Below are 18,547 nucleotides of genomic sequence, written 5' to 3'. Positions count from 1 at the left end.
AAAACAACAGGCGGACCTATAGTTCCTAGCGTTCGAAATCATCGAACCCTCATATCAAACCCCCTCGAAAAGGACTCGAAACATATGAGCCCTCCGCCGGACGCCTCGGTCCGCCGCTCCGGCGGAGACCTGACGGACTACGTGTCCTTCCTCCGCCGCCGCTGGCCGACCATCCTGTTCCTGCTCGCCGGTGGCGCGGGCGCGGGTGCCGTGCTGCTGTGCGTGATCCCCCCCTCCTACACCGCCTCGGCCCAGGTGCTGGTCACCCCGACGGGCCTGCAGGAGCAGACGAACCAGGTCACCAACCGGCAGCGCGAGGCGCTCAACCTCGACACCGAGGCCCAGGTCGCCCAGTCCGCCGTGGTCGCGAGAAAGGCCGGGCGCACGCTCGGCGGCACCCCGGGGCCGGTGGAGGTCTCCGTGCCCCCGAACACCTCGGTCCTGGACATCTCCTACACCGCCTCCGACCCGGCCGCCGCGGCGGCGGGAGCGGGCGCCTACGCCAGGGCCTACCTGGACAACCGGCGCGAGGCCGCGGCACGGGCGATGGACGCCCAGCTGGGGGCGCTCCAGTCCAAGCTGAAGCAGGTCAACGCGAGCCTGTCCGCCGTGGTCGCCTCGCTCCCCAGCCTGCCCAAAGGTACGGCGGAGCGGACCCTGGCCGCGCAGCGGCAGAACGTCCTCGGCCGCCAGGTCTACAACCTCACCGTGAAGTACGACGCGCTGCGGACGGTGGCCGTGACCCCCGGCACCGTGATCAGCGAGGCCGTCCCCCCGACCGCCCCCAGCCAGCCAAGCCCGCCCCTCTACCTCGGCAGCGGCCTGATGGCCGGACTCCTGACCGGGGTCGGCCTCGCCTGGCTCCGCGACCGCCCCGCCAGGCAGAACGCGCCCGCGACCGGAGGGACGGGACCCGGCGCCGTCCTGCGGGCACGCCCCGAGGAGATCGAGAGACTGGCGGGCGAGGAGGGCGCGGTGCTGCTGGTCAGCGTCGCCGGGATCTCCCCACGCGGGATGGCGCGGGCCGTACGGCGACTCGGAAGGCAGGGCATGCCGGTGGTCGGCGGCCTCCTCACCCCCCCGCCTCCCCCGCAGCGAACGGTGGAGCGCCCCGCCCAGCAGATCCCGCCGCAACCCCCGCAGGACACACCGCGCCATACGCGCAGCGTCGCGTCGCGCCGTGACGAGGCCCCCGGCGACTGGCCCACCTCCTTCCCGGTGAGCCGCCCGACGCCCCGCGCCGCCGGCCGTGCCCCGGAGAGCGTCCCCGAGCCGGGCAGGTGGGTCGCCGGGGCCTCGATGCCCACCGTGCCGATCAGGACGTTGTCCCCGCCAGAGACGGCCTTCCCCCCGTGAGAGGCCTGGACCGGGCGGCCTGGCCGATCGCCGCGCTGCTCGTCGGCTACCCCGTCTGGTGGGCGCTCGGTTTCGGCGGCCTGTCGATCGTCGTGCTGGCCCCGGCGATGGCGGCGGTGCTGTGGCGGCGACGGCCGATCAGGGTTCCCCGGGGGTTCGGCCTCTGGTTGATGCTGCTGGCCGGTTACCTCATCAGCGCGCTCATGCTGGGGGAGATGCCGCCGGGGACCTACGGCGACTTCGGTCTCGGGCGGGTGCTCGGCTACCTGATGCGCCTGGCCCTGTACGTCTCCCTGCTGATCATGGTCCTCTACCTGGGCAACCTGACCCAGCGGGAGCTCCCCCAGCTCACCCTGGTGCGCATGCTCGGCGCGCTGTTCGTCACGACCGTCGTGGGCGGCCTGCTCGGGGTTCTCGTCCCCGGCGCCGACCTCACCTCACCGGTCGAGATGGTGCTGCCCCACTGGATCGCCGACAACCCCTACGTGCACAACCTGATCCACCCGACCACGGCCCAGGTGCAGAAGGTCCTCGGCCACGCCTCCCCCCGCCCCGAGGCCCCCTTCGAATGGGCCAACGCCTGGGGAAGCAACGTCTCGGTGTTGCTGGTCTGGTTCGTGGTCGGCTGGTGGACGTACGGCGGGCCGCGCAGACGCCTGGCCGTGGCCCCGCTGCTCGCGCTGTGCGCCGTCCCGGTCGTCTACTCCCTGAACCGGGGCCTGTGGATCGGCCTCGGGGTCGCGGCCGTCTACCTGCTGCTGCGCCTGGGCGCGCGGACCCGGATCATGGCCTGCTCGGCCATCGCCGCCGGGGCGCTGCTGCTGCTCCTGAGCCCGTTGCGCACCCTGGTCGCCGAGCGGCTGGACAACCCGCACAGCAACGACATCCGCGCCTTCACCGTCTCGGCGACCGTCGCCGCGGCACGCACCTCGCCGATCATCGGCTACGGCAACACCAGGAACGCCATGGGCAACCACAACACGATCACCACCGGCAGGACCGACTGGTGCGAGGGGTGCGGCCATCCACCGCTGGGCAGCGACGGTCAGCTCTGGCACCTGATGATCACCCAGGGGTTCGTCGGGGCCGGGCTGTACGTGGCGTTCTTCGTCGGGGCGATCCGCCGCCACTGGCCCGACCGGAGTCCCGTCGGCCTGGCCGGGGTGCTGGTGATGATCCTGACCCTGCTCTACATGTTCGTCTACGACGGGCTGGTCACACCGCTCAGCCTGTATCTGATCTCTTTCGCGCTGCTCTGGAGGAACTCGATGACGAGTGGGGCCGCATGAACGACACCCGTGTCCGGCTGCGCTACCTCACCAGGACGGTCGGCCTGCTGTTCCCCTCGGAAGGCGAGCCCCGCCCCTACAGCCTGCTCCCCCACCGCACGCTTCCCCGCAGGCTGGCGCCCCGCGCGTGGTGGCACCCGGGAAGGAGGGTGCTGGTGCCCTCCGGGGACGACACCATCGAGACCTACCTGAGCCAGGCGCTCGGCACCCCGATCCGGGTCGTGCTGCACGTCCGTCCCCCCAGGCGCGCCAACCGCAAGCCGATCCTCGAAGCCCACGCGCGGGACGGGCTGGCCGCCTTCGTGAAGATCGGCGACACGCCCCGGGTCCGTGACCTCGTCACACACGAGGCGCGCACGCTCGCCATGCTCGCCGACATCCCCCTGAAGACCGTCGTCGCCCCGACCGTGCTCCACCACGGGACGTGGCGCGGCCTGTCCGTGCTCGCGCTGTCCCCCCTGCCCGTACGGCGGAACGCCCGAGCGACCCCCGTGCTCGGCCGTCTCCTCGTCGAGGCCGTCACCGAGATCGGCCACCTGCCCGTCCCGCACAGGCGGGGCTTCGCCTGGCACGGCGACTTCGCCCCCTGGAACATCGCACGCGCGGCGGACGGCAGGCTGCTGGTGTGGGACTGGGAACGGTTCGGCACCGGTGTCCCGTTCGGCTTCGACGCCGTCCACCACCTCTTCCACCGCCTGCTGCGCCGCAACGGCCCGGCGACGACCGCCAGGGCCTGCCTCGCCCAGGCCCTTCCTGCGCTGGCCCCCTTCGGGCTCTCCGCGGCCGAGGCCAAGCTGACGGTGATCCGCTACCTGATCGCGCTGGCTGACCGGCACGCGGCCGACGGCCACGCTCCTCTCGGCCCGCCGGAGCGCTGGCTCAACCCCACCGTCGACTTCCAGGAGCTCCTGTCGTGAAGCCCATGCTGAAACGTTCCGTGCACGCCGTCGCGCGGACCGCAGGCCGGTTCACCGCCGCAGGACGGGTGCTGCCCTCCTTCCTGATCGCCGGGGCGCAGCGCACGGGCACCACCTCGCTCTACCGGGCGCTCTCCCAGCACCCGCTGATCCTCAAGCCCGGCCTCCACAAGGGGGTGCACTACTTCGACGTGGCCTATGACCGTGGCCTGTCGTGGTACCGGGCGCACTTCCCTCTGCACGCAGGAACCTCCAGGCTGACCCGCCGGTACGGCTGCCGCCCCCATGTCTTCGAGTCCTCCCCCTACTACCTGTTCCATCCGCTGGCCGCCTCCCGCATCGCCCGTGACCTGCCGGGTGTGAAGCTGATCGTCCTGGTGCGCGACCCGGTCGAGCGCGCCTTCTCCGCGCACGCCCACGAACTGGCCAGGGGGTTCGAGACGGAGCCCTCCTTCGCCAGGGCGGTCGAGCTTGAGGAGGAACGGCTCGCCGGAGCCACGGACGGGCTGTGCGCCGCGCCGTACTCGACGAGTCACGCGCACCGTCACCACGCCTACCTCGCCAGGGGCCGCTACGCCGAGCAGCTCGCCCGGTTCGAGCCGCTGATCGGCAGGGACCGGATACTCGTGATCGACAGCGGGCGGTTCTTCGGCGAACCCGAGATCGTCTACGACCGGGTGCTGGAGTTCCTGGGGCTGCCGCACATCGGCGATCCGGTCTTCGAACGGCACAACGCCCGTCCCCGGCCCGGTCCGATGCCCGATTCGTTGCGCCGTGAACTCACCGACCACTTCGAGGAGTGGGACGCCAAGCTGCCCCACTGGCTCGGCGCGTCCCCCTCGTGGCGCCGCTGATCTCCGCGGGCCTGGCCAGGCTGCCGCGCGTCGGAGGAGCGGCCAGGGACGGCCTGGCGGGACTCGTCGGCGCCGGAGTCGGAGCGGGCGCCCAGTTCCTGACGGTCGTGCTGGTCACCAGGGGCACCGACCGGCAGACGGCGGGCGCCTTCTTCACCGCGACCGCGCTGTGCCTGACCGTCGCGGGCGTCCTGCGGCTCGACGCGGGCAACGGACTCGTCCACGCCATCGCCGGGACCGGCGCCTGCGGTCACGACCGGGCGCGAGGGCAGGTCCGTGCGGCGCTGGCGCCGGTCGCGGCGCTCTCGGTGGCCGTGGGGACGGTCCTGTTCGCCTGCCTGTCCGACCCGGCTTTCCGGGTGCTGGCGGTCGCACTGCCCGCCGTCGTGTGCGCGGACGTCCTGGTCTCCGCCACACGCGGCTTCGGGATGATGCTGCCGACCCTGCTGCTCGACGGCCTGCTCCAGCCCGTCGCCCAACTCGTGCTCGTCTCCCTCGCCGTCGCCTCCGGAGTGCGGACGGTTCCGGTCTTGGTGGCCGCCTGGGCGTTGCCGTACGTCCCGGTGCTGTGCCTGGCGGCGCTTTGGCTGCGTGGACGGCTGCCCCACACGCCCTACGCCGGGCCGTACGCCCTGGAGGCCGCGCGTGAGCTGTGGTGCCACACCTGGCCCAGGTCGGCCGCCGCCGCGATCCAGGCGGTGTTCCAGCGGCTGGACGTCATGGTCGTCGCGGTCCTCGCCGGGCCGGAGGAGGCCGCCGTCTACACCGCCGCCACCCGTTTCAAGGTGGTCGGCCAGCTCGTCAACCGGGGTCTGGCCCAGGCGGCGCAGCCCAGGCTGGTCGAGGCGCTCACCGCCGGGAACCTGGGCCGCGCCCGCGCGCTGTACCAGTCGGCGACGACGTGGCTGGTGGCGCTGACCTGGCCGCTCTGGCTGGGGTACGCCCTGTGCGCGCCGTGGCTGCTCGGCCTCCTCGGCGACGGGTACGCCTCGGGTGCCGCCGTGGCGCTGGTCCTCGCCGTGACGATGATGCTCGCCGGGGCCTGCGGCATGGTGGACGTGGTGCTGACCGCCGCCGGGTACACCCGCTCCAGTCTGGCCAACCTGGTCGCCGCGATCACGGTGACCACGGCCTGCGGGGTGTTCCTGACCCCCGCGTACGGCGCGGCGGGCGCGGCCCTCGCCTGGGCCTCGGGCACGCTGGTCAAGAATCTGCTGCCGCTGTGGCAGATCCACCGCCGCCTCGGCCTGCGCCCCTTCGGCGCCCACAGTCTGGGGGCGTTGCGGCCCTGGCGGCCCCGGTGACGGGCCGGGTTCCCGTGCTCGTCACGGGGCTGCCCAGGAGCGGCACGAGCTGGACGGGCAAGATGCTGGCGGCGGGCGGCGGCCTGGTCTACGTCAACGAGCCGCTCAACCCCCAGCACCCGCCCGGCCGCTGCCCCGGGGTGCTGAACGCCCACGTCACCCACCGTTTCCAGTACATCTGCCCGGACAACGAGGACCTCTGGCTGCCCGCCTTCACCGACACGGTCGCGCTGCGCTACCGGTTCCTGGCCGAGCTGCGGCGCAACCGCTCGCCGTACGACCTGGCACGGATGGCCAGGTACGGCGCGGCCTTCACACTGGGGCGGCTGACCGGGCGGCGGGCGCTGCTCGACGACCCGTTCGCGTTGTTCTCCGCCGGGTGGTTCGCAGAGCGCCTCGGCTGCCAGGTGGTCGTGCTGCAACGTGACGCGGTGCCGTTCGTGGGCAGCTGGCAACGGCTCGGCTGGACCGTCTACTTCCACGAACTGCTCGAACAGCCGCTGCTCATCAGGGACCACCCCCACCTGGAGGCGCTGCGCGCGTTCGTCGGCTGCCAGGACCGCATCGCCAAGGCCGTCGCGCTGTGGCGGGCGGCCAGACGGGTCGTCACGACCCTGGCGGCCGGGCACCCGGGGATCACCCTGGTCCGCTACGAGGACCTCGCCGCCGCCCCCGAGGAGGGCTTCCGCGCCCTGTACGGCAGGCTGGGCCTGACCTGGTCGGCCCGCGCGCGCGAAAGGGTCCTCAGGGCGTGCACGGCGTCCACGGGGCCGGCGGGCGGCTTCGTGTGGCACGGCCTGTCCCGTACGGCCTACCGTCCCATGGACTCCCGGCTGGCCCTGGCCCACGCCGCGAACCGGCTGAACCCCGAGGAGACCCGCCGGGTCCTGGAGCTGGCCTCCGGCGGGTGAGCCTCCCTCAGGAGAACAGACGCCGCAGCAGACAGACCGTGAGCAGCTTGAGCGCGAACGGCAGGTCGTGCAGAAGATAGCGGCGGGCCAGCCTGCCGGGCTCGTTGACCAGCCGGAAGAGCCATTCGAGCCCGGAGCGCCGCATCCACGCAGGCGCCCTGCGGGCCGTACCCGCCGCGAACGAGATCGCCGCGCCGCAGCCGATGAACCAGGTCGCGGGCATGTCCTGGCGGAGCCTCGCGATGAGCCGGTCCTGCTTGGGGAAGCCCAGGCCGACGAACACCACCCGGGGCGCGGCGGCCAGCATGGCGTCCTTGACCTCCGCGTAGCCCTCCTCGGTCGTCTCGAACCCGTGCGGCGGGGCGTCGGCCCCCACCACGCGCAGCCGGGGATGGCGGCCGCGCAACCGGGACGCCGCCTGCGCGGCCGCGCCCTGCGGGCCGCCGAGCAGGTAGACCGGGTAGCCGTAGAAGGCCGCCGCGTCCGAAAGGGACCAGATCAGGTCGGCGCCGGTGACCCTGCCGGGGACGGGTGTGCCGAGCAGGTCGGCCGCCCACACCAGCGGCATGCCGTCGGCGACCGCCAGATCGGCCTTCTCGACCAGCTCGCGCGCCTCGGGGTCGCGGGCGACGGCCCAGCCGATGTCCACGTTGGGGGTCACCAGGTGGCCGCCCTCGCCGCGTTTCAGCGAGGCGACCACATGCTCGACGACCTCGCCCTCGGTCATCGGGTCGAGGACGAGACCGGCGACCCGCACCCTGCGGCGTTTACGGGCCTCCTCGTCCCTCCCCTCGTCCTGGCTCTTGTCCCGGCGCCGCCTGCCGTGGGCCGGGCCCGGGGTCTGCCTGGCCGTACCGGTCGCCATCAGATGCCGTGCCCGCGGTGGTGCAACGCGCCCAGCACCGTGTGGGCGGAGACCAGACCGGCCGCGACGGCCAGCGCGATGGGCGTGCGTGGCTCGCCGCGCCGTACGGTGAACGCCCGCAACGCCCAGCGTCCGGCCTCCCTGCGCCTGCCGAGGGCCGCGTTGTGGAAGGCGATCTGACCGTAGACCCGTGCCGCGCCGCGCGGGTCCACGGCCAGATCCGGGTGCCGGGCGAGCATCCACTCAAGCCCGGCGATGCGGTCCGCCCATCTGGTCGCATACTGCGAGGCGCCCCAGCGGACTCGCACCAGCGGACGGTCCACATGCACGATGGGACGGCGCTCGGCGGCGCGCAGCGCCAGGTCCCAGTCTTCGTTCTGACCGTTCGGCGCGCTCTCGTCGACCAGGAACGCTCCACGCCGGAACAGGAACGTCGAGGAGTGCACCATCGCCATCCGCGAGCGCAACAGGTGGGCCCGGGTGATGGAGGAGGTTCCCGCCAGGCGCCGGACACTGCGGGAGCCGTACTCGATCTCGATGGCGCAGCTGGCGAACTCCGCGCCGGGCCGCGCCGCGAGCGCGCCCATCTGGGCGGCGAGTTTGCCCGGTGCCCACTCGTCGTCGTCGTCGCAGAAGGCGACCAGGTCGGTGTCGAGCGCCTCGATGCCCGTGTTTCGCGCCCCGGGAAGACCGGGGAGACGCCGGTTGGCCACGACCCGGACACTCCGCGAGGTCGTTCCCGCCCCCCGGGCGAGGAAGTCGGCCAGCTGGTCGGTGACCCCGGCGGTGTCCGTGCCGTCGACGACGACGACCACCTCGACCGATCCGGAGCACACCTGGCCGAGGGCGGCGCGCGTCGCGGCGCGCAGGTGCTCCGGCCTGTGACCTCTCGTGGGGATGACCACTCCCACCGACGGACTCACACAAGCCTCCCGCGATAGCCGTACTTGATCATCAGTGGCCAGGTCAGTGCGGTGACCAGGCTCCGGTGCAGGACGGGGGCCGCGGTGCGCCAGGCATCGTCGGGGACCAGCCCGATGGGGCCGACCGCGAAGCGCATCGGGTTCCCCGCGACCGTGTGCGCCCTGGAGAGCAGGGCCTTCTCACCGGTCAGGAAGTCAAGGCCGACGGGCAGGCCGATCCTGGCGGCCAGGTGCCCGAGCGTTTCCGCCGGGGCCCGGACGAGGTCCTCGTAGCGGACCCTGGTGACCGGCACGCCGCCACGGGCCAGCAGTTCGATGCCGAGGTTCTGCGCCAGCCAGTGCACCGAGGTGCGGCCGGGCGACCAGCGGGTCATCGGGGAGCCGCTCTCCGGGCGGATGACCCGCCTGTGCCAGGAGTGGGCGACCGCCCGAGGGTCGCGCACGACGTGCACGACGTGCACGTCGACCCCGGAGGCGGCCAGGCAGAAGGCCAGGGAGGCGTGCTTGCTCGAATCGACGACGACCGGGCAGCCCGCGACCTCACTCGCCGCGTCGTAGAGACGGCGATGGGCGGCGACGTACTCGCCCAGTGCGGCGGGCCTCCGCGACGACCGGCCGTCGGCCAGGAGCCGGGCCAGGGCGGGGATGCGCCGGGTGCGGTCGACCCGCAGGCCGAGTGTGACGACCCTTTCAGCGAGGTCCTCCGACCAGCCGCCGAAGGCGCGGGCGCCGACCTCGCGCCAGAAGGGGCAGGTGCCGAACGGCCTCGCGCACCCGCAGTCCTCGTTCGCGAGCACGCCCCGCGTCCAGAGGTGGGCGACCTCGCCGAGCGGCGCGATGCCGGGGACCTCACCGAGCAGCCGTTCGAGCAGTGTGGTGCCGCTGCGGCCGAGACCACCCAGGAAGACGACCCTGGCGGGAGACGGACTGTCAGACACGGGCACGAATCCTCACCGGATGGATACGGAACGTGCCGAGACTAGCGCGGAGAGTCACATTCGGGTTGGGGAACGGTCAAACGATCTACCGACCCCCACGCGGCGCGGCTTCGGGACCCGCTGGGACGGCTCGGCCGCGTGAACGCGAAGGTCCCCTCCCCCACCCGCGTACGGCGGGCGGTGAAGGGGACCGGAGGCAGGGCGTTATCGGGCCTCGACGATCATCCCGGCGCCGACGGTGTTGTTGGTCGTTTCGTCCACGAGGATGAAGCCGCCGGTGAGGCGGTTCCTGGCGTAGTCGTCGACGAACAGTGGCTGGGTGACGCGCAGCGAGACCCGTCCGATCTCGTTCAGGCCGAGGGCCTCGGCCGACTCGTCGCGGTGCAGGGTGTTGACGTCGAGCCGATAGTGCAGGTCGCGGACCAGCGCGCGGGCCGTACGGGTGGTCTGCTTGATGGTCAGCTTGGCGCGCGGGCCCAGCTTGCTGGCGTCGGTCATCCAGCAGACCATCGCCTCAAGCTCCTGGGCGGCCTGCGGCTGGTTGTTCGGGCGGCAGATCATGTCGCCCCGGGAGATGTCGATGTCGTCCTCAAGGCGGAGGGTCACCGACATCGGCGGGAAGGCCTCGTCCACGGGGCCGTCGAAGGTGTCGATCGAGGCGATGCGCGTGGTCAGCCCGGAGGGCAGGTGCATGACCTCGTCGCCCGGCTTGAGGACGCCGCCCGCGACCTGGCCCGCGTAACCCCGGTAGTCGTGGAAGGCCGGGTCGGTCGCCCGCTGCGGCCTGATCACGTACTGCACGGGGAAGCGCACGTCCACCAGGTTGCGGTCGGAGGCGATGTGCAGGTGCTCAAGGTGGTGCAGCAGCGAGGAGCCGTTGTACCAGGGCATGTTCTCCGAGCGGGAGACCACGTTGTCGCCGTGCAGCGCCGAGATCGGGATGAACGTCAGGTCCGGGGCGTTCAGCTTGGCGGCGAAGGCGGTGAACTCCTCGCGGATCTCCTCGAACCGCTCCTGGGAGTAGTCGACCAGGTCCATCTTGTTGACCGCGAGCACCAGGTGGGGCACCCGCAGCAGCGTGGTCAGGAAGGCGTGCCGCCGCGACTGCTCGACCACGCCCTTGCGCGCGTCGATCAGGATGATCGCCAGGTCCGCGGTCGAGGCGCCGGTGACCATGTTCCGGGTGTACTGGATGTGGCCCGGGGTGTCGGCGATGATGAACTTGCGCTTGGGCGTGGCGAAGTAGCGGTAGGCCACGTCGATCGTGATGCCCTGCTCCCGCTCGGCCCGCAGGCCGTCGGTGAGCAGCGACAGGTCGGTGTACTCGGTGCCGCGGTCGCGGGAGGTGCGCTCGACGGCCTCAAGCTGGTCCTCGAAGATCGCCTTCGAGTCGAAGAGCAGGCGGCCGATGAGGGTCGACTTCCCGTCGTCGACGCTTCCCGCGGTGGCAAAGCGAAGAATGTCCATCAGAGCTGCTCTCCAGAGATCGTACGGCTGGCACGGGAAGGCCGCGCGGCGCGCGGGCCGAGGGGGCGGGGCCGCTCCCGGGAGGGAGCGGGCCGGTGCGGCGGGACCTCGCGCACTAGAAGTACCCCTCCCGCTTGCGGTCCTCCATCGCCGCCTCGGAGGCCCGGTCGTCGGCGCGGGTCGCGCCGCGCTCGGTGAGCCGGGTCACCGCGATCTCCTCGATGATCTCCTCGACCGTGGTGGCGGTCGACTGGACGGCGCCGGTGCAGGTCACGTCGCCGACCGTGCGGTAGCGGACCGTCATCTCGACGAGCGGCTCGTCCTCGTCGCGGGGGATGAACTCGGTGTCGGACAGCAGCATGCCGTCGCGCTCGAACACCTTGCGCCGGTGGGCGTAGTAGATCGACGGGATCTCGATGCCCTCACGCCGGATGTAGTCCCAGACGTCGAGCTCGGTCCAGTTGGACAGCGGGAACACCCGGATGTGCTCGCCCTTGCGGATTCGCCCGTTGTAGAGGTTCCACAGCTCGGGCCGCTGGTTCTTCGGGTCCCACTGACCGAAGTCGTCACGGAAGGAGAAGACCCGCTCCTTGGCGCGTGCCTTCTCCTCGTCGCGGCGGGCGCCGCCGAACACGGCGTCGTACTCGTTGTCCTCGATCGCGTCGAGCAGGGTCGTGGTCTGCAGCCGGTTGCGGGAGGCCCTGCGGCCCGTCTGCTCGGTGACGCGCCCGGCGTCGATGGAGTCCTGCACGCTCGCCACGACCAGGCGGGCGCCCAGCTCGGCGGCCCTGCGGTCGCGGAACTCGATGACCTCGGGGAAGTTGTGCCCGGTGTCGACGTGCATCAGCGGGAAGGGGATCGGCGCCGGCCAGAAGGCCTTCTCCGCGAGACGGAGCATGACGATCGAGTCTTTACCACCGGAGAAGAGCAGACAGGGACGCTCGAACTCGGCCGCCACCTCACGCATGATGTGAATGGCCTCTGCCTCAAGGACATCGAGCTGCGACGTGGTGTAGTCGCACTGAAGCATCTGACTCTCCTAGCGGGGATTATCGGTGGAGATCCCGGATTCCGGCGAGCAAGGTCGGCGCCAGTCCCGGTAGGGAAACAAGGATATCCGGCAGCGACGGGTCGCCCTGGTTGTAGGTCAGGGGTGAGCCGTCGATCCGGCTGGCGTGGGCTCCCGAGGCGAGGGCGACGGCGACCGGGGCCGCGGAGTCCCACTCGTACTGGCCGCCCGCGTGCACGTAGGCCTCGACCCTCCCGGTGAGGACCGCGGAGATCTTGGCGCCCGCCGACCCGATCGGCACCAGGTCGGCCCCCGTACGGCGGGCCAGTTCGACGACGAACTCGGGGGGCCTGCTCCTGCTGACCGCGATCTTCGGCCTGGTGCCGGCCGTGAGCTGCGGGAGGACGGGGGGTTCCAGAGTGGACAGCGTCGTGCCGGCGGCGGGCAGCGCCACCGCCCCCGCGCGCAGTGCGCCGTTCTCCCACAGCGCCACGTGCACCGCCCAGTCGTCGCGGCCCTCCTCGGCGAACTCGCGGGTTCCGTCGAGCGGATCGACGATCCACACCCGCTCCGCCGTCAGGCGCCGGGGGTCGAGGCGCTCGTCCTGAGTCGCCTCCTCGGATAGCACACTGTCACCTGGACGTGAGGTCGCCAGGGCGTCCATCAGCAGGCGGTGCGCGGAGGAGTCGCCCTCGGCGCGCAGCGCGGCCGGGTCGTCGAAGCCCCTCTTGTCGCGCAGGGCGAGCAGCAGTTCGCCCGCCTGAGTCGCCAGGTCCGCGGCGAGAACGTGGTCGTCGCGAATCGTCATCAGTATGCTCCAGCCCCTCGCGCGACAGCCGACCAGGTCTTCCACAGGATCTGCAGGTCCAGCGTGAGGGACCAGTTCTCCACATAACGTAGGTCCAACCGTACAGATTCCTCCCAAGATAGGTCAGACCGCCCACTGACTTGCCACAGGCCGGTCATGCCCGGCTTTACCAGCAGCCGCCGCCGGACGTCGTCGCCGTACCGGGCGACCTCCTCGGGCAGCGGGGGTCTCGGGCCGACCAGCGACATCTGACCGAGCAGCACGTTGACAAGCTGCGGCAACTCGTCCAGGGAGTGACGCCGCAGCCGGGCGCCCACCGGGGTGATGCGCGGGTCGTTGCGGATCTTGAAGAGCACGCCCTGGCCGTCTCCGGTCAGGGTGATCCGGCGCCGCTCCGCGTCGGTGGTCATGGTGCGGAACTTGTAGATCGTGAACTCGGCGCCGTCCCTGCCGACCCGCCGCTGCCGGAAGAACACCGGCCCCGGCCCCGAGGCCCGTACGGCCAGCGGCAGCACGGCGAACAGCGGCAGCAGCACGACGAGCAGCACCCCGGCGCCGACCCGGTCGAAGAGGTTCTTGACCAGTTGCCGCGGGCCGGTGAGCTCGGGGTGCTCCACGTGCAGCAGCGGCAGGCCCGCGGCGGGGCGGATGGTGATCCGCGGCCCGGTGACCTCCATGAGCGCCGGGGCGACGACCAGGTCGGTCTCGGTGCGTTCGAGGCGCCAGGCCAGACGCCGCAGCGCCACCCCGTCCATCTCGGGACAGGCCAGGACCGCGACCGTGTCGGCCGACACCTGCGGCACGGCGATCGGGACGTCCGACAGGCCGCCGAGCACGGCGACCCCCTCCACGTCCCCCATCCCGTCGTACGGCACGCAGACCCCGACGACCTCCATGCCGTGGTAGCGCTCCCTGCGGAAGCGGCGGACGAGGTCGGCGACCGCGGCGCGGTGACCGACCGCGACGACCCGGCGCATGCAGGCCCCCTGGGCCCGCCTGCGGTGCAGACGACGGCGCAGGCCGTACCTGGCGAGGATGGTCAGCAGCGTCGCCAGCGGCAGGGCGAGCACGACGTATCCCCTGGCCACGTCGGTCTTCGTCACGTATGCGCCGATGGCGAGGGCCGCGGTGAGGGTGAACCCGCACTGGAAGATCCGCTGGAACTCCTCGGCCCCCAGCCCGATCAGGCGAGGCTCGTAGGCACGGTTGATCCTGATCGCGCAGACCCAGACGACCGGAAGCGTGAGGCTCAGCAACACGTACGGGGTCACATATGGGGTGACCTCGCCGAACCGGACGAACAGCGCGAGCGTCCCGGCCAGGGAGGCTGAGCCGAGATCGGCCACCGCGGCTCGCACCCGGTAACGACGGACCCAGTCCGGCAGACTCGGACGGACCGCCCATGCGGTCCTCGGCCTCGCCCGGTCGACGATTACGTCACGCACGCACTCCCCCTGCGTAACCATGCACCAACGGACAGTGACCGAATGTTAGCGTCAGGAACGGGAGGTACGAGGTTCGAAGGCCGAAACGCGCGCCGTTCGTACGAACGGCTAGAAGTCGATCACCGGGGCGGACCCGAGATGTTCAGGTCGGTCGCGTGGAAGGCGTTCTGAGTGGGTTCGAGCCCCGCCTTCATCAGCGACTCGACCACGTCCGCCGCCTTGTCCACCAGGAACGGCAGGTCCTTGCGCTCGGCGGTCACGAAGTCACGCAGGACGAAGGAGGCGGCGTCCATCCGGCCGGGCGGGCGGCCGATCCCGAAACGGACCCGCAGGTAGTCACGCGTCGCGAGGGACTTGGTGATCGACTTCAGCCCGTTGTGGCCGTTGTCGCCGCCGCCGAGCTTGGCCCTGAGCGCTCCGTAGGGGATGTCCAGCTCGTCGTGGACCACGATCACCCGGGCCGGTTCGACCTTGTAGAAGTCGGCCAGGGCCTTCACCGGGCCACCGGAGAGGTTCATGAACGACAACGGCTTGGCCAGCACCGCGGAAAGGCCGGCGACCCGCCCCTCAAGCACCTCGGCCCGTGACCTGTGGGCCTTGAAGCGCCCCCCGGCCCGCGCGGCGAGCTCGTCGAGCACCATGAAGCCCGCGTTGTGCCGGTTCCCCGCGTACTCGGGACCGGGGTTCCCCAGACCAACGACCAGCCAGCGGTCCACGGTCGGCATCCCTTCTCGCATGCGCGTCAGGTCTCGCACGCGCGTCAGGGCAGCCCGGTCCCGGACTGCCCTGACAGGGGACGACGCGACGACCGCGCACCCCCGGCGTGCTCGGTTTCCCCGCCGCCGTACGGCGGAGCGGGGAAACGGGCCGGGCCGGCGCCCGTACGGCGCGCGACCCGGTTGTACCGGTCTTACCCGGTGTCCTACTCGGCGGCCTCGGCGGCCTGCTCGCCCTCGGCGGACTCGGCGGCCTCACCCTCGGCGGCCTCGGGCTCCGGCTCGGCGGTCGGGGCGGCGGTGACGTGCAGGACCAGCGTCTCGGGGTCGGCGACCAGCGTCGTGCCCTTGGGCAGCTTCAGGTCGCCCGCGGTGACCTGGGCGCCGATCTCCAGGCCCTCGACGTCGACCTCGACACCCGTCGGGATGTGCGTGGCCTCGGCCTCGACGGAGACGGAGACGAGCTGCTGGTCGAGGATGCCGTCGGCGACCTCACCGGTCGTGGTGACCGGGATTTCGACGGTGACCTTCTCGCCGCGCTTGACCAGCAGGAGGTCCACGTGCTCAAGGAAGCCCTTGAGCGGGTCACGCTGGACGCCCTTGGGCAGCGCCAGCTCGGAGACCGCACCCTGGAGGCGGATCAGGACGTTCGGGGTGCGCAGCGCGAGCAGCAGCTCGTGGCCCGGCAGGGACAGGTGCTGGGGCTCGGTACCGTGACCGTAGAGGACGACGGGCACCTTGTGCTCGCGACGGATCTTGCGGGCGGCGCCCTTGCCGAAGTCGTTGCGGGACTCGGCGGTGATGACTACCTCGGACACGGTGGATCTCCTAGGGATCTTCGTCGGTGGAAAAGGACGCGCTCTCCCTCACCCGCCCTAGCGGAAGGCGTTACGAGCGCTGCGTCTCTTTGCCGGGCCGGCGCCCGGCGGCTCGGATGCCTTTCGAGCCGATGTCTTCGCCCGTCGTGCGGTCTCGGACATCTGCGGCATCCTCGCGGCGAACCCCATCAGCTTAGTGGGTTCCGCGGGGAGGTACGGCCCGGGACGCCGGGCCGTACCTCAGGGGAGGGTCAGCTGTCGCCCTCGAAGAGGCTGGTCACCGAGCCGTCGCTGAACACCTCGGTGATCGCGCGGGCGATCAGCGGGGCGATCGACAGCACGGTGAGCTTGTCGAAGCGCTTGTCCTCGGCGAGCGGGAGCGTGTTGGTGACGATCACCTCGGAGACCCTGGAGTTCTTCAGCCGGTCGACCGCCGGGTCGGAGAAGACCGCGTGGGTGGCGGCGACGAGCACGTTGGTCGCGCCCTGCTCGTAGAGCGCGTCGGCCGCCTTGCAGATCGTCCCTGCGGTGTCGATCATGTCGTCGATCAGCACACAGGTACGGCCCCTCACCTTGCCGACGACCTCGTTGACCGTCACCTGGTTGGCCACGTCGAGGTCGCGGCGCTTGTGGATGAAGGCCAGGGGGGTGCCGAGCGTGTCGGCCCACCGTTCGGACAGGCGCACCCGGCCCGTGTCGGGCGAGACGATGGTCGTCGTCTCCAGGTCGAGCTTGTCCCTGAGGTAGTTGACCAGCACGGGCATGGCGAACAGGTGGTCGACCGGGCCGTCGAAGAACCCCTGGATCTGGGAGGTGTGCAGGTCGATCGACATCAGCCGGTCGGCCCCGGCCGTCTTGAACATGTCGGCCATCAGGCGGGCGGTGATGGGCTCGCGGCCCCTGCCCTTCTTGTCCTGCCGGGCGTAACCGAAGAACGGCATGATCACGGTGATCCGCTTGGCGGAGGCGCGCTTGAGCGCGTCCACCATGATCAGCTGCTCCATGATCCACTTGTTGATGGGCCCGGTGTGACTCTGCATCACGAAGGCGTCGCATCCCCGGACCGACTCGAGGTACCGGGCGTAGATCTCCCCGTTGGCGAAGTCCCGCAGGGCCGTCGGCGTCGTCCTGACACCGAGGTGGCTGGCCACCTCCTCGGCCAGTTCCGGGTAGGCGCGTCCGGAGAAGAACATCAGGTTCTTCTGGCCGGTCTGCTTCATACCGCTGCTCGTACCGCTGGTCATGCCGTCCTCCCGCCGTGACGGCCCGCCGTTGCATTAGCGACGCCGCCGCGCCTGATGGCCCGCTTGCTTCGCTCGCTCACGTCTTGCTCCCCTGCTGGTTTTCGGCCTCGGCTGCCCGCAGTGCCGCCTCCGCCGACCTGGTGCCCGCGCGCCTGCGCGCGACCCACCCTTCAATGTTGCGCTGCCGCCCGCGGGCCACCCCTATCGCCCCGGGAGGGACGTCGCCGGCGATGACCGAGCCCGCGGCAGTGTAGGCGCCGTCGCCGATGTTCACCGGCGCGACGAGCATGGTGTCGCACCCGACGAAGGCGTGCTCGCCGACCGTCGTCTGGTGCTTGTCGACCCCGTCGTAGTTGACGAAGATCGTCGAGGCACCGATGTTGGCCCCCGCCCCGATGACCGCGTCTCCCGCGTAGGTCAGGTGCGGCACCTTCGCGCCCTCGCCCACCTTCGCGTTCTTCATCTCGACGTAGGTGCCCGCCTTGGCCTTTCTGGCGAGCACGGTGCCGGGGCGCAGGTAGGCGTAGGGGCCGACGAGGGCCTCGGGGCCGATCTCCGCCTCGACGCAGACCGCGTTGCGCACGACCGCTCGCTCACCGACGAGCGTGTCGGTCAGCGTCGTGGCCGGGCCGACCTCCGCGCCCTCCGCGATCGCCGTACGGCCGTGCAGCTGGGTTCCGGGGTGGAGGACCACGTCGGGCTCCATGGTCACCTCGACGTCGACCCAGGTGCTGGCGGGGTCGATCACGGTGACCCCGGCGCGCATGTGGGCTTCGAGCAGCCGGGTGTTGAGCACCTTGCGGGCGAAGGCGAGCTGCACCCGGTCGTTGACGCCCTCGACCTCGACGTGGTCGGCGGCCACGTGCGCGCCGACCCGGTGGCCGTCCTCCCTCAGGATGGACAGCACGTCGGTGAGGTACTCCTCGCCCTGGGCGTTGGTGGTCGAGACGCGCTTGACCGCGTCGGCGAGCAGGGTCCCGTCGAAGGCGTAGACGCCGGAGTTCATCTCCCTGATCGCCCGCTGCTCCGCGGTCGCGTCCTTCTCCTCGACGATCTGCAGGACCGCCCCCGTGGTGTCTCGCACGATGCGGCCGTAGCCGTACGGGTCGGGGACCTCGGCGGTCAGGACGGTGACGGCGTTGCCGTCGGCCTCGTGCCGCTCCAGCAGGGCGGCGAGGGTCTCGGTGCGCAGCAGCGGGGTGTCGCCGTAGGTCACCAGGACGGTTCCCTCGATCGCACCGACCGTTTCGAGCACGACTCTGACCGCGTGGCCGGTTCCCCGCTGGTCCTCCTGGATCACGGGCAGCGCGTCGGGACCGGTTCTCGACAGGTGTTCCCGGACCCGGTCTCTCTCATGACCGATGACAACAATGAGCCGCCCGGGTTCGAGGCCTCGGGCGGCTGCGAGCATGTGGTCGACCAGGGTGCGGCCGCACAGCTCGTGCAGGATCTTGGGTGTTTTCGATTTCATCCGGGTGCCCTCGCCTGCGGCGAGGACGATGACGGCGGCCGGGCGCGGCACACTCACGGACGAGGCTCCCTCGGCGTCGCAGCTGAGACATGACAAAGCGGGATGAGATGCGATTACCGCCTGGGAACCGTCCCGTCACCCACTCGACAACGCGAGGATACCTTCCCGTCCACCAACCCACCCAGCCGACCAGCCGGGTTGCCAAACTAGGC

General features: G+C 71.3%; 17 protein-coding genes. 6 read left to right on the top strand and 11 right to left on the bottom strand.

Annotation, left to right across the window (positions count from 1 at the left end; all coding sequences use genetic code 11):
* The first annotated feature begins 84 nt into the window (after positions 1-84).
* Genes ACFOYY_RS37005 through ACFOYY_RS36980 form a run of 6 tightly spaced genes read left to right on the top strand, consistent with a single transcriptional unit; the run spans position 85 to position 6,631 of the window.
* Positions 85-1,356, top strand: coding sequence for a YveK family protein (locus tag ACFOYY_RS37005; protein WP_352013902.1), 1,272 nt, complete (start codon positions 85-87; stop codon positions 1,354-1,356).
* Positions 1,353-2,645 (top strand): hypothetical protein, encoded by a 1,293-nt coding sequence (locus ACFOYY_RS37000; RefSeq protein WP_352013903.1) that lies wholly within the window; start codon positions 1,353-1,355, stop codon positions 2,643-2,645. Before ACFOYY_RS37005 ends, ACFOYY_RS37000 begins: the two co-directional genes overlap by 4 nt.
* Positions 2,642-3,562, top strand: coding sequence for a hypothetical protein (locus ACFOYY_RS36995; RefSeq protein WP_386195920.1), 921 nt, complete (start codon positions 2,642-2,644; stop codon positions 3,560-3,562). Before ACFOYY_RS37000 ends, ACFOYY_RS36995 begins: the two co-directional genes overlap by 4 nt.
* Positions 3,563-3,567: 5 nt before the next feature.
* Positions 3,568-4,416 (top strand): sulfotransferase family protein, encoded by an 849-nt coding sequence (locus ACFOYY_RS36990; RefSeq protein ID WP_386195918.1) that lies wholly within the window; start codon positions 3,568-3,570, stop codon positions 4,414-4,416.
* On the top strand, positions 4,404-5,720 hold the full coding sequence (locus ACFOYY_RS36985) for a lipopolysaccharide biosynthesis protein (protein ID WP_386195916.1): 1,317 nt from the start codon (positions 4,404-4,406) through the stop codon (positions 5,718-5,720). Before ACFOYY_RS36990 ends, ACFOYY_RS36985 begins: the two co-directional genes overlap by 13 nt.
* Positions 5,717-6,631, top strand: coding sequence for a sulfotransferase (locus ACFOYY_RS36980; protein WP_352013907.1), 915 nt, complete (start codon positions 5,717-5,719; stop codon positions 6,629-6,631). Before ACFOYY_RS36985 ends, ACFOYY_RS36980 begins: the two co-directional genes overlap by 4 nt.
* Positions 6,632-6,638: 7 nt before the next feature.
* Here the strand turns inward: ACFOYY_RS36980 and ACFOYY_RS36975 are convergent, their stop codons facing one another.
* The 11 genes from ACFOYY_RS36975 to glmU all read right to left on the bottom strand — a co-directional run bounded on the left by ACFOYY_RS36975 (position 6,639) and on the right by glmU (position 18,392).
* Positions 6,639-7,496 (bottom strand): WecB/TagA/CpsF family glycosyltransferase, encoded by an 858-nt coding sequence (locus tag ACFOYY_RS36975; RefSeq protein WP_386195915.1) that lies wholly within the window; start codon positions 7,494-7,496, stop codon positions 6,639-6,641.
* On the bottom strand, positions 7,496-8,419 hold the full coding sequence (locus tag ACFOYY_RS36970) for a glycosyltransferase family 2 protein (RefSeq protein WP_352013909.1): 924 nt from the start codon (positions 8,417-8,419) through the stop codon (positions 7,496-7,498). The genes ACFOYY_RS36975 and ACFOYY_RS36970 overlap by 1 nt, the downstream gene beginning before the upstream one ends.
* Entirely contained in the window at positions 8,416-9,357 is a 942-nt protein-coding gene (locus ACFOYY_RS36965) for a sulfotransferase (RefSeq protein WP_386195913.1), read from the bottom strand. Before ACFOYY_RS36965 ends, ACFOYY_RS36970 begins: the two co-directional genes overlap by 4 nt.
* Positions 9,358-9,561: 204 nt before the next feature.
* Positions 9,562-10,824: a sulfate adenylyltransferase subunit CysN gene (cysN, locus tag ACFOYY_RS36960; RefSeq protein ID WP_352013911.1), complete on the bottom strand. Its 1,263-nt coding sequence runs from the start codon at positions 10,822-10,824 to the stop codon at positions 9,562-9,564.
* A 115-nt stretch (positions 10,825-10,939) separates the two neighbouring features.
* Positions 10,940-11,854, bottom strand: a complete 915-nt coding sequence (gene cysD / locus ACFOYY_RS36955; protein ID WP_352013912.1) for a sulfate adenylyltransferase subunit CysD — start codon at positions 11,852-11,854, stop codon at positions 10,940-10,942.
* A 19-nt stretch (positions 11,855-11,873) separates the two neighbouring features.
* Positions 11,874-12,641: a 3'(2'),5'-bisphosphate nucleotidase CysQ gene (locus ACFOYY_RS36950; protein WP_352013913.1), complete on the bottom strand. Its 768-nt coding sequence runs from the start codon at positions 12,639-12,641 to the stop codon at positions 11,874-11,876.
* Positions 12,641-14,107, bottom strand: a complete 1,467-nt coding sequence (locus ACFOYY_RS36945; RefSeq protein ID WP_352013914.1) for a sugar transferase — start codon at positions 14,105-14,107, stop codon at positions 12,641-12,643. The genes ACFOYY_RS36950 and ACFOYY_RS36945 overlap by 1 nt, the downstream gene beginning before the upstream one ends.
* A gap of 98 nt (positions 14,108-14,205) precedes the next feature.
* Complete coding sequence (gene pth, locus ACFOYY_RS36940) at positions 14,206-14,811, bottom strand: aminoacyl-tRNA hydrolase (protein ID WP_362914002.1); 606 nt, start codon at positions 14,809-14,811, stop codon at positions 14,206-14,208.
* A gap of 197 nt (positions 14,812-15,008) precedes the next feature.
* Positions 15,009-15,620 (bottom strand): 50S ribosomal protein L25/general stress protein Ctc, encoded by a 612-nt coding sequence (locus ACFOYY_RS36935; RefSeq protein ID WP_386195910.1) that lies wholly within the window; start codon positions 15,618-15,620, stop codon positions 15,009-15,011.
* Between the two features lie 251 nt (positions 15,621-15,871).
* Entirely contained in the window at positions 15,872-16,864 is a 993-nt protein-coding gene (locus ACFOYY_RS36930) for a ribose-phosphate diphosphokinase (RefSeq protein WP_352013916.1), read from the bottom strand.
* Positions 16,865-16,940: 76 nt separating this feature from the next.
* Positions 16,941-18,392 carry a bifunctional UDP-N-acetylglucosamine diphosphorylase/glucosamine-1-phosphate N-acetyltransferase GlmU gene (gene glmU / locus ACFOYY_RS36925; protein WP_352013917.1) on the bottom strand — a complete coding sequence of 484 codons (1,452 nt, stop codon included), beginning with the start codon at positions 18,390-18,392 and terminating at the stop codon, positions 16,941-16,943.
* Positions 18,393-18,547: the final 155 nt, after the last annotated feature.

Source organism: Streptosporangium jomthongense (assembly GCF_042650425.1).
In the GTDB taxonomy this organism is placed as follows: Bacteria; Actinomycetota; Actinomycetes; order Streptosporangiales; family Streptosporangiaceae; genus Streptosporangium.
This window is presented reverse-complemented; position numbering and strand designations above follow the sequence as displayed.

Bases quoted from the DNA above. Each gene is read 5' to 3' on its own strand.
- ACFOYY_RS36975 (WP_386195915.1), bottom strand. From the start codon at position 7,496: ATGGCGACCGGTACGGCCAGGCAGACCCCGGGCCCGGCCCACGGCAGG.
- ACFOYY_RS36995 (WP_386195920.1), top strand. From the start codon at position 2,642: ATGAACGACACCCGTGTCCGGCTGCGCTACCTCACCAGGACGGTCGGC.
- ACFOYY_RS36990 (WP_386195918.1), top strand. From the start codon at position 3,568: ATGCTGAAACGTTCCGTGCACGCCGTCGCGCGGACCGCAGGCCGGTTC.
- ACFOYY_RS36945 (WP_352013914.1), bottom strand. From the start codon at position 14,107: ATGGTTACGCAGGGGGAGTGCGTGCGTGACGTAATCGTCGACCGGGCG.
- ACFOYY_RS37005 (WP_352013902.1), top strand. From the start codon at position 85: ATGAGCCCTCCGCCGGACGCCTCGGTCCGCCGCTCCGGCGGAGACCTG.
- ACFOYY_RS36950 (WP_352013913.1), bottom strand. From the start codon at position 12,641: ATGACGATTCGCGACGACCACGTTCTCGCCGCGGACCTGGCGACTCAG.
- pth (WP_362914002.1), bottom strand. From the start codon at position 14,811: ATGCCGACCGTGGACCGCTGGCTGGTCGTTGGTCTGGGGAACCCCGGT.
- cysN (WP_352013911.1), bottom strand. From the start codon at position 10,824: ATGGACATTCTTCGCTTTGCCACCGCGGGAAGCGTCGACGACGGGAAG.
- ACFOYY_RS36930 (WP_352013916.1), bottom strand. From the start codon at position 16,864: ATGACCAGCGGTACGAGCAGCGGTATGAAGCAGACCGGCCAGAAGAAC.
- cysD (WP_352013912.1), bottom strand. From the start codon at position 11,854: ATGCTTCAGTGCGACTACACCACGTCGCAGCTCGATGTCCTTGAGGCA.